Here is a 9,301-nt window from a genome sequence, read left to right as displayed (position 1 = left end):
CGTTTCAGCTACTTCCGATACATTGAATTCACTTTGCGCTAATACTTCAAAGCCGAAGTCAGACAACAAATCTGCCATTTCACGAACTTTGCCTTGGTTACCAGTTGCTAGCACAATTTTTTTCATGGGAATCTCTTTTAATAGTGATAGAGGAGAACAAATCGTTCTCCTCTAGATATTCTTTAACTAATAAGTGGTTTTTAGCCTGCTTAGATCCAAAAGCTTTTGGAACATCACAACCCAATTACTCTTCAACATAAAACTTCTGGGTGAATTTAAGCTTACCTGAGCCTTTGTTTCCAGCTTTTACGTCAATATCGAAAGTAAAAGTTTCTTCGTGGGTAATTGGTAGTTCGGCTAAATAGTATATCGCATTGCCTTCTTTGACTTCACGAAAGGTCAAGGTCTGAGTTTGGCCGATAAGGTTCTTCGCGCGTCCAGCAATTTTTGCTTCTAATGCTGGCTTACCCAATGAAGCTCTATCTAACACGCTAATATTAACCACAGCGAGGTATCCATTACGTTTGATATCGTAGCTACGTGCGACTTTGGGTGTTAGGAATGTTGAGTTAAACGCGACATAGTGTACTTCGATATCTTTCATATTTTTAAACTGATCGGCGAAGCTTGGTAACGACAACAGGCTAATCAGTAATGCGGTAATCCATTTGCTCATTGTTACTTCCTTAAAGCACTTGTTATAAAACAACCAAAGCTGCAATTTTACCTTGGTCAGGGGGTAAAAAATGCGTACTCAGTCGTTGGTATTAGTAAGTGTGGTACAAAATCGTAAATAAAAAGCCATCATAAGATGGCTTTAATTTCTGTCGGTATCTGGGTAGGCGATTCTATCCGAATTTGTTTGTGCCGTCCTAATTCACCTTTTTCTATGTGAACCAAGCCCTTAGCGATTTTAAACTGCTTGGCTAAGAACTTAGTTAGGTGTGCATTAGCTTTGCCATCGACAGGTGGAGCAGTAATGGCGATTTTTAGCTCTTCACCATGCAAGCCAACGATTTTATCGCGGCTAGCTTTAGGTTGAATATAGAGCTTCAGGATGATGTCCTCACCATCTTGCCAAACTGCAGCTGACATTATAGCTGGAACCAAATTGGACCAATGATATCGCCCATTAAGAAGTTCGCGAACTGCAAGCCGATAAATAACACCAGTACGCTTAAATCAAGACCACCAATAGCCGGAAGAATACGACGGATTGGAGCGCACATTGGCTCGGTCAGTTGATGGAATACGTACTCGATAGGGCTGCGGCCTTGGCTTACCCAGCTCAAAATTGCACGGATCAATAGTACCCAGAACAATAGGCCACCTGCGGCTTTGATTAATGATAATAAGCCCAAGAATAAGAAGTCAGCGCTGAAAGAGACGGAACCGTTCGAAGCTATTAGGATAAGCACGACAAATTTAAGCACACACAACACGTAGGCAAACAACACGGTTGCTAGGTCAATATTCCCCACGGAAGGGATAACGCGGCGTAATGGACCAATGACCGGCTGAGTCGCTTTTACTATGAATTGCGAGAATGGGTTGTAGAAGTCTGCGCGCGCAGCTTGCAACCAAATTCGCAAAATTACGACCATGATGTACAGGTCAAATAGGGTTGAGATGAGAAAACTCATTGAATTCATAAGGTACCCTTAACAAGTGATGGATGATACTAAACGGAGTTCATCCAAATAATTAAAACAGTTTTTCCATTTCTTCCGCGCGAGCCACAGCAGCTTGCATGGCTTTAGCGACAATATCTGAAAGTTGATGTTCGTTGAATGTACGCAGTGCTTCTGCTGTTGTCCCACCTTTCGATGTTACGTTCTCACGCAGGGTCGATAGCTCAGTTTCTGGGTTGCTCACCACCATACTGGCGGCGCCCAATGCAGCTTGCTGAACCAATAGTCGAGCGCTCTCTTTATCAAAGCCTTGCGCAATCGCTTCTGCTTGCATCGCTTCCATAAACAGGAAGAAGTATGCTGGAGCACTGCCCGCAGCGGCAATCACATTATTGATACCTGACTCTTGCTCAACCCAACATACTTTACCGACCGCTTCCATTAACTCTGCGGCAAAAGCTTTGTCGTGCTCGGTTACATGAATTGGTGCGAATAATCCACTCATACCCAACCCAAGTTGCGATGGCGTATTTGGCATAACACGAACCAAGTTCAATTTGGTGGCTAGCATATCATCCAATCGAGAACAGTTGATGCCTGCGGCAATAGAAATCACCAGTTTATTAGTGAAATCGATCGATTGCAGTGGTTTACAGACATCCGCCATCATTTGCGGTTTCACAGACAATACCACCACATCCGCCTCGGTCGCAGCTTGGATGTTATCGCTGGTGGTACGGATGCCAAAATCTTGTTCTAGCAGAAGGCGACGAGCCTCTGAAGGAGCCGTTGCAGTAATGTTTTGCGCTGGGTATCCGTTAGCAACCAAGCCTGAAACAATGGCTCTCACCATGTTGCCAGCACCAATGAAGGCGATTTTTTTATGTTCCATTTGTCTGATTTCCATCATGATATTTAGAATTTGTTGTGCGCTCAGGTGTATAATGGCACCGCTGTTACTTACTGCTCCTATTGGCGAGTAAGATGATTGCGCATTTACGCTCTAACGATTGACGACATAACTTATGTCGCGAGTGAGCGTTTTGTTGATTTAGCTGTAGTCTCGTGCGCCGAAAATAGCGGTTCCAATACGAACCATTGTACTACCAGCTTCGATTGCAGCGGTCATATCACCACTCATTCCCATTGATAATGTATCGATTTCTGGGAACTGTGCTTCGAGTGTTTGCTTCAACGTAGCCAACTTCTGAAATTCACGGAGTTGTGATTCGTAGTCAGACACGTTGGCAGGAATCGACATCAACCCTCTTAAAGTGAGGTTGGGTAGGCGAGAAATCAACTCCGCCAGCTCGAATACTTCCGCTTCAGTGACACCAGACTTAGATGCCTCACCACTGGTGTTAACCTGAATCAGAACTTGTAGCGGTTTAAGTTCGCTTGGCCGCTGATCATTCAGGCGTTGAGCAATCTTGGTTCGATCGATGGTGTGAACCCAATCGAAATGTTCGGCAACAAGTCGCGATTTATTCGACTGAATCGGGCCAATGAAGTGCCATTCGATTCGATTATCTGGATAATGCTCGGCAAAGTGCTGAACTTTACTGACGCCCTCTTGGACGTAGTTTTCACCAAAGGCGGTTTGTCCCGCTTGGTAGGCTTCGAGAATTGCCTCGACAGGTTTAGTTTTGCTTACCGCTAGAAGTTGCACTGACTCTGGAGTTCGACCACATTTTTGCTCGTCATATCGAATTTGAGAGGTGATATGTTCAATATTTTGTTGAATACTACTCATAGCTGTACTTTAGACTTAAGGATTTTAAATGGATATCACTGAGTTACTGGATTTTAGTGTAAAACATAATGCCTCGGATCTACATCTTTCTGCAGGTGTCCCACCAATGGTTCGTATTGATGGGGATGTGAGAAAACTAGGTATTCCAGCGTTTACACACCAAGAAGTGCATCGTTTGGTTTTCGAAATCATGAACGATGCCCAACGCAGTGAGTTCGAAGAAAAACTCGAAGTCGATTTCTCTTTTGAGTTGCATAACGTTGGCCGTTTCCGTGTCAACGCTTTCAACCAATCTCGCGGTTGTGCGGCAGTATTCCGTACCATTCCAAGTAGCATTCCAACTCTGGAAGAGCTAGAAGCGCCAGAGATCTTCAAAAAAATTGCGAACGCTGAAAAAGGCTTAGTTCTGGTCACTGGCCCAACAGGTTCAGGTAAATCGACGACCTTAGCAGCCATTGTTGACTACATTAACCGTAATCACAACAAGCACGTACTCACAATTGAAGATCCGATTGAATTTGTTCACAACAACAATAAATGTTTGATCAACCAGCGTGAAGTTCACCGTGACACCCATAGTTTCCAAAATGCTTTGCGTAGTGCATTGCGCGAAGACCCAGACGTTATTCTGGTTGGTGAGATGCGTGACAAAGAAACCATCAGCCTTGCCTTAACGGCGGCAGAAACGGGTCACTTAGTTTTCGGGACGTTGCACACCAGCTCGGCGGCAAAAACCATTGACCGTATTATCGATGTGTTTCCTGGTAGTGATAAAGATATGGTTCGCTCGATGCTATCTGAGTCCCTTCGTTCGGTTATCGCGCAAAAGCTTCTGAAGCGTAATGGTGGTGGCCGTATTGCATGCCATGAAATTATGATGGCAACGCCTGCGATTCGCAACTTGATCCGCGAAGACAAAGTCGCGCAGATGTATTCGATCATTCAAACAGGTGCGGCTCACGGCATGCAAACCATGGAGCAAAATGCTCGTCAGTTAATGGCGCAAGGCATGGTTGCTCGTGAAGAGGTCGATAGTAAGATCGGATTAGAAGTGCAGCAATTCTCGTAACGTTCATACAGATAATGGTGAATACGGAAGATGGATCTAGATAAATTTCTCGAAGGCATGCTGGCGCTGAAAGCGTCGGATCTTTACATCACGGTTGGAGCGCCAATTCTATTTCGTGTGGATGGCGAATTGCGTCCGCAAGGGGAAAAACTCACCGAGAGTGATGTGGCTGCATTACTCGATAGCGCTATGGAACCAGATCGGCGTCAGGAGTTTCGTAAAAGTCGCGAGTCGAATTTTGCCATTGTGAGAGATTGTGGTCGCTTCCGTGTGAGTGCCTTTTTTCAACGCGAGTTACCAGGCGCAGTGATTCGTCGTATTGAAACTAATATTCCTACTTTTGAGCAGTTAAAGTTACCGTTAGTGTTGCAAGATTTGGCGATAGCTAAGCGTGGTTTGGTGCTGGTGGTCGGTGCTACTGGATCGGGTAAATCGACCACCATGGCGGCGATGACAGGCTATCGAAACAGCAATAAAACCGGGCACATTTTGACGGTCGAAGATCCGATCGAATTCGTGCATGAACACAAGCGCTGTATCGTGACTCAACGCGAAGTTGGGTTAGATACGGAAAGCTATGAAGTTGCGCTTAAAAACTCGCTGCGCCAAGCACCAGATATGATTTTGATTGGTGAGATCCGTAGCCGTGAAACAATGGAATACGCGATGACCTTCGCCGAAACGGGTCACCTGTGTATGGCAACGTTGCACGCCAATAATGCCAACCAAGCTTTAGAGCGCATTCTTCACTTGGTACCGAAAGATCAAAAAGAACAATTCTTGTTCGATTTGTCGATGAACCTAAAAGGCGTGGTTGGTCAGCAGTTGATCCGAGATAAAAATGGGCAGGGACGTCATGGTGTATTTGAGATCTTGCTAAATAGCCCACGTGTGTCGGATTTGATTCGTCGCGGAGATTTACATGAGTTGAAGTCAACCATGGCTCGCTCAAATGAGTTTGGTATGCTGACGTTCGATCAATCTCTCTATAAGTTAGTGATGCAAGGTAAGATCAGCGAAGAGGATGCACTACATAGTGCCGACTCGGCAAATGATCTGCGCTTGATGTTGAAAACGCAGCGTGGTGAAGCATTCTCTACGGGCAGTTTGGCGAACGTTAAGATCGATATGGATTAATCCAATCCAGAAACAAAAAAAGGTTGGCAGGAGCCAACCTTTTTTCATTGTGCTTGAAGTGTTTACTCACCCCAAAGGGCTTCAAACCAGCTTTCTAGAATCACCACTGCTGACTGGCAGTCAACATTACCTTTCGATAGGGCTTTGTAGCCGCCCATGCTGAACAACTCCGCACGAGCTTCTGCAGTAGATAAACGCTCATCATGCAGTTCAACAGGCAATCCGTATCGGCCTTGCAGACGCTTAGCAAATTTTCGTGCACGAGGGGTTATGGTCTCAAGGTCTTTACCATGCAGATCGGTCGGTAAACCGACCACTAGCAAATCTGGTTGCCACTCTTTGATTTGCTTTTCGATATCGTCCCAGTTTGGAATACCGTCATTGGCTTTAAAGGCTTTTAATGGGGAAGCTGTACCAGTAATTTCTTGGCCAATAGCGCTACCAATGCTTTTGGTTCCAAAGTCAAAAGCCATAATTGTGCGTGACATAAGGTGTCTCTATCTAATGTAACTGTATATTTGGACTAAGCATGTCCAGAGTCTGCTGAAAGGTGACTTGGGTCGATACCCAGCTTTTCGACCGCTTTCTTCCAACGCTCGTTGATTGGTGTATTAAAGATAATTTCAGGCGTCGCTTCAATGGTGAGCCAAGAGTTTTCGACCAGCTCACTTTCTAATTGGCCTGCACTCCAACCGGAGTAGCCAAGTGCCACTAAGTAATCACTTGGTTCTGCTTCTGTTCCTAACACCGACAGAATATCACGCGAAGTGGTTACCGCGAGGTCATCGGTCATTTGGACGCTGGACTCGTAGTAATCTTTGGGTTTATGCAAAATAAAGCCACGATCTTCCGAGATTGGGCCGCCATTGTAAACTGGTCTATCTAGACTGGCTTCAAATAGGCGCGGGTGTACTGGCTGAACTTCCACCTGCTTGAGCATGTTGCCGACGGTGATATCAACAGGAGCATTGATCATCAGCCCCATAGCGCCGTCTTCGTTGTGCTCACAAACGTAGATCACGCTGTTTTGAAAGTACGGATCTTTCATCCCAGGCATGGCAACCAAAAAGTGATTTGTGAGATTCATACTCATATTGACCCTTAACTCTCGTAAATGCCCTTAAGCTAACATCATACAATTTACATCTAGGTATGTGCATGAGTTTGCTTAAGTTAATGTACTACGCTCTCTATTAACTGTAATACAGTTTGAGTTATTCGCCTTTTACTCGACGCTCAATCGCATCCATCAGCTTGCCTGTGATTGAGATATCAAAAGCTGCTTCAATTTCGCGAATACAGGTTGGGCTGGTGACGTTGATTTCTGTTAGCTTGTCGCCAATTACGTCAAGGCCAACAAAGATAAGGCCTTTTTCTTTCAGTGTCGGAGCAACGGTTTGCGCAATTTTGAGGTCGGTTTCGCTTAGCGGACGAGCTTCACCAGTACCACCAGCGGCTAGGTTGCCGCGCGTTTCGCCTTTAGCAGGAATGCGTGCTAGACAGTAAGGCATAGGTTCGCCATCTACCACTAGGATACGTTTGTCACCGTTGCTGATGTCTGGCACGAAGGTTTGTGCCATTGCGTAGTTTTGACCGTGGTTAGTCAATGTCTCGATGATCACAGAGACGTTTGGATCGTTTTCTTTCACACGGAAGATGGACGCGCCACCCATACCATCAAGCGGTTTCAGGATGACATCACCATGTTTTTCACGAAATTCTTTAATTTTTTCTGCTTTTCGCGTCACGATCGTTGTAGGTGTCAGCTCTGGGAACCATGCTGTAAACAGCTTTTCGTTACAATCACGTAAGCTTTGAGGCTTGTTAACGATCAGTGCACCTTGTTCTTCTGCACGCTCAAGGATGTAAGTCGCGTAGATGTATTCAGTATCAAACGGAGGATCTTTACGCATTAGCACAGCGTCTAGCTCAGACAGTTCAATAGTTTGCTCTGATTTGAACTCGTACCAACCGTTTGGATCTTCTTTTAGTTCCACCACTTTAGTATCTGCAATGGCAACGCCTTGATCGAGATGCAGATCATTCATTTCCATGTAGTGGATTTCATAGCCGCGTCGTTGCGCTTCAAGCATCATGGCAAAGCTAGAGTCTTTTTTGATGTTAATGGACGAGATTGGGTCCATTACGATACCGAGTTTGATCATTATTTTTCTCCGTTTAACCAAGATCGCCGAAACGAACTTGTAAGGCTGTAATTGCTGTCAGAGCCGCTGTTTCGGTACGCAGAACGCGAGGGCCGAGTAGCGTTTCTTCAAATTGGTATTCTCGAGTCATCTCGATTTCTTCAGACGATAAACCGCCTTCAGGACCGATCAGTAGGCGCACTTTTTCAACCGGGGTTGGCAAAGTGTTGATTGAGTATTTAGCACGAGGGTGAAGGTTAAGCTTTAAACCATCGTACTCTTCTTTACACCACTCTTCCAAGCTCATAATTGGACGAATTTCGGGCACGACATTACGCCCACATTGCTCACAGGCACTGATGGCGATTTTCTGCCATTGCGCGAGTTTTTTCTCAAAACGCTTTTGGTCAAGCTTGACGCCACAACGTTCAGAAATCAGAGGAGTGATGGTATTGACGCCAAGTTCAACAGACTTTTGGATGGTGAACTCCATCTTATCGCCACGTGAAATGACTTGACCAAGGTGCAGATCTAAAGGGGATTCAATACTGTTTTCTACGCGCTCGGTGATGTTAACCAAAACTGATTTCTTGCTGACTTCACTGATAACCGCTGGGAACTCTGCGCCACTGCCGTCAAAAAGGAGAACGTCTTGGCCTTCTTTCATGCGCAAAACACGACCGATATGGCCTGCTGCGTCGTCACTTAAAGCAAGTGAGCCAAGTTGATGAATGGTTTCTGGATGATAAATTCGAGGGGTACGCATGAGATTTCCAGCAAGAGAATAAACTTAAACCCTAACATGGATGCTTTGCACCGAAAAAACAAGGGGCAGAAGCGTTTCAATATCAGTAATTGAAACGCTTCGAGGTCGGAGGTTACAGTGCGCGGCAGGCTTCTTGAACAAATGGGTTGTTATTGCCCTGTACTTTTGCAATGCGCTCGTCACGCTCACATTCCCATTTATCGACAGGATAGGTTTTGTTCCAAGCACTCATTAATTGCGTTTGCTGCTTCGACAGTTTGAAACCGTACTCTTTGCTCATGTATAGATAGGTACGAGCAATTGAGCCACGCGCACGGTCTGGTGGCATGACTTTACGCTGCTTAAAGTTCACTTGCATCTCACAGCGACCATAACTCACGTCATCCATACCGTTCCATTGGCTGAAGTTGTAGTTCGAACGGTCACCGTTTACTTCACCAATAGCAGGAGTTAGGTTGTGCAAGTCTGCTTCCATCAAACGAAAAGTTTTGTCTTTTTTCTTACAGTTTTTACGTCCGCCATCTTGCCAGCATTGACGCTGGTGGCCAAATTGCCACGCAGGAACAACGTGCTCCCATTCGATTCGTGCAGCCCGTTTTTCTTGTTTACGGACTTGGTAACCGCAAGAGGCTAAATCGGGTAAGCCTTTCTTGCCTTGCCATTGAATGTTACAGCCACAGTAGAAGCTTGTTGGGTGGTCTTGATAAATTTTGACCGCCTCACGTTTGGCTGCAGAGAATGAGCTCGGTGGCGCGGCAATCGCAGTGCTAGAAAGCGCGATAAGCAACAGAGAGAGTAAGT

At 45.5% G+C, this 9,301-nt stretch carries 13 protein-coding genes; 2 read left to right on the top strand and 11 right to left on the bottom strand.

Features of this window, described 5'->3' with window-relative positions:
• The 6 genes from CAG68_RS15020 to CAG68_RS14995 all read right to left on the bottom strand — a co-directional run.
• The coding region (locus CAG68_RS15020; RefSeq protein WP_337250515.1) for a non-canonical purine NTP pyrophosphatase at positions 1–126 on the bottom strand (126 nt) is incomplete at its 3' end.
• 118 nt (positions 127–244) lie between these two features.
• Positions 245–676 carry a DUF4426 domain-containing protein gene (locus CAG68_RS15015; RefSeq protein ID WP_005381010.1) on the bottom strand — a complete coding sequence of 144 codons (432 nt, stop codon included), beginning with the start codon at positions 674–676 and terminating at the stop codon, positions 245–247.
• Positions 677–804: 128 nt separating this feature from the next.
• On the bottom strand, positions 805–1,095 hold the full coding sequence (gene yggU / locus CAG68_RS15010) for a DUF167 family protein YggU (protein WP_005393980.1): 291 nt from the start codon (positions 1,093–1,095) through the stop codon (positions 805–807).
• The gene (locus tag CAG68_RS15005; RefSeq protein WP_005381012.1) at positions 1,095–1,652 is read right to left on the bottom strand and encodes a YggT family protein; all 558 of its coding nucleotides are present in this window, start codon (positions 1,650–1,652) and stop codon (positions 1,095–1,097) included. The genes yggU and CAG68_RS15005 overlap by 1 nt, the downstream gene beginning before the upstream one ends.
• A 52-nt stretch (positions 1,653–1,704) precedes the next feature.
• Complete coding sequence (proC, locus tag CAG68_RS15000) at positions 1,705–2,523, bottom strand: pyrroline-5-carboxylate reductase (RefSeq protein ID WP_086047047.1); 819 nt, start codon at positions 2,521–2,523, stop codon at positions 1,705–1,707.
• Between the two features lie 159 nt (positions 2,524–2,682).
• Positions 2,683–3,384 (bottom strand): YggS family pyridoxal phosphate-dependent enzyme, encoded by a 702-nt coding sequence (locus tag CAG68_RS14995; RefSeq protein ID WP_005384521.1) that lies wholly within the window; start codon positions 3,382–3,384, stop codon positions 2,683–2,685.
• Between the two features lie 28 nt (positions 3,385–3,412).
• On the opposite strand from CAG68_RS14995, the gene CAG68_RS14990 reads away from it, so the two are divergent.
• Together CAG68_RS14990 and CAG68_RS14985 are read left to right on the top strand one after the other, a co-directional pair.
• The gene (locus tag CAG68_RS14990) at positions 3,413–4,453 is read left to right on the top strand and encodes a type IV pilus twitching motility protein PilT (RefSeq protein ID WP_005381015.1); all 1,041 of its coding nucleotides are present in this window, start codon (positions 3,413–3,415) and stop codon (positions 4,451–4,453) included.
• A gap of 30 nt (positions 4,454–4,483) precedes the next feature.
• Positions 4,484–5,590, top strand: a complete 1,107-nt coding sequence (locus tag CAG68_RS14985; RefSeq protein WP_005381016.1) for a PilT/PilU family type 4a pilus ATPase — start codon at positions 4,484–4,486, stop codon at positions 5,588–5,590.
• A gap of 62 nt (positions 5,591–5,652) precedes the next feature.
• Here the strand turns inward: CAG68_RS14985 and ruvX are convergent, their stop codons facing one another.
• The 5 genes from ruvX to endA all read right to left on the bottom strand — a co-directional run.
• A complete protein-coding gene (gene ruvX, locus CAG68_RS14980; RefSeq protein ID WP_005381017.1) occupies positions 5,653–6,078 on the bottom strand; it encodes a Holliday junction resolvase RuvX in 426 nt (141 codons plus the stop codon).
• Between the two features lie 35 nt (positions 6,079–6,113).
• Entirely contained in the window at positions 6,114–6,677 is a 564-nt protein-coding gene (locus tag CAG68_RS14975) for a YqgE/AlgH family protein (RefSeq protein ID WP_005381020.1), read from the bottom strand.
• Between the two features lie 127 nt (positions 6,678–6,804).
• Positions 6,805–7,755, bottom strand: coding sequence for a glutathione synthase (gshB, locus tag CAG68_RS14970; RefSeq protein WP_005381021.1), 951 nt, complete (start codon positions 7,753–7,755; stop codon positions 6,805–6,807).
• Positions 7,756–7,768: 13 nt separating this feature from the next.
• Positions 7,769–8,500 (bottom strand): 16S rRNA (uracil(1498)-N(3))-methyltransferase, encoded by a 732-nt coding sequence (gene rsmE, locus CAG68_RS14965; RefSeq protein WP_025768830.1) that lies wholly within the window; start codon positions 8,498–8,500, stop codon positions 7,769–7,771.
• A 112-nt stretch (positions 8,501–8,612) separates the two neighbouring features.
• Positions 8,613–9,301: deoxyribonuclease I (endA, locus tag CAG68_RS14960; protein ID WP_443083873.1), on the bottom strand; the 689-nt coding region annotated here is incomplete at its 5' end.

This window comes from Vibrio sp. V42_P2S4T144, from assembly GCF_009904715.1.
GTDB lineage: Bacteria > Pseudomonadota > Gammaproteobacteria > Enterobacterales > Vibrionaceae > Vibrio > Vibrio alginolyticus.
This window is presented reverse-complemented; position numbering and strand designations above follow the sequence as displayed.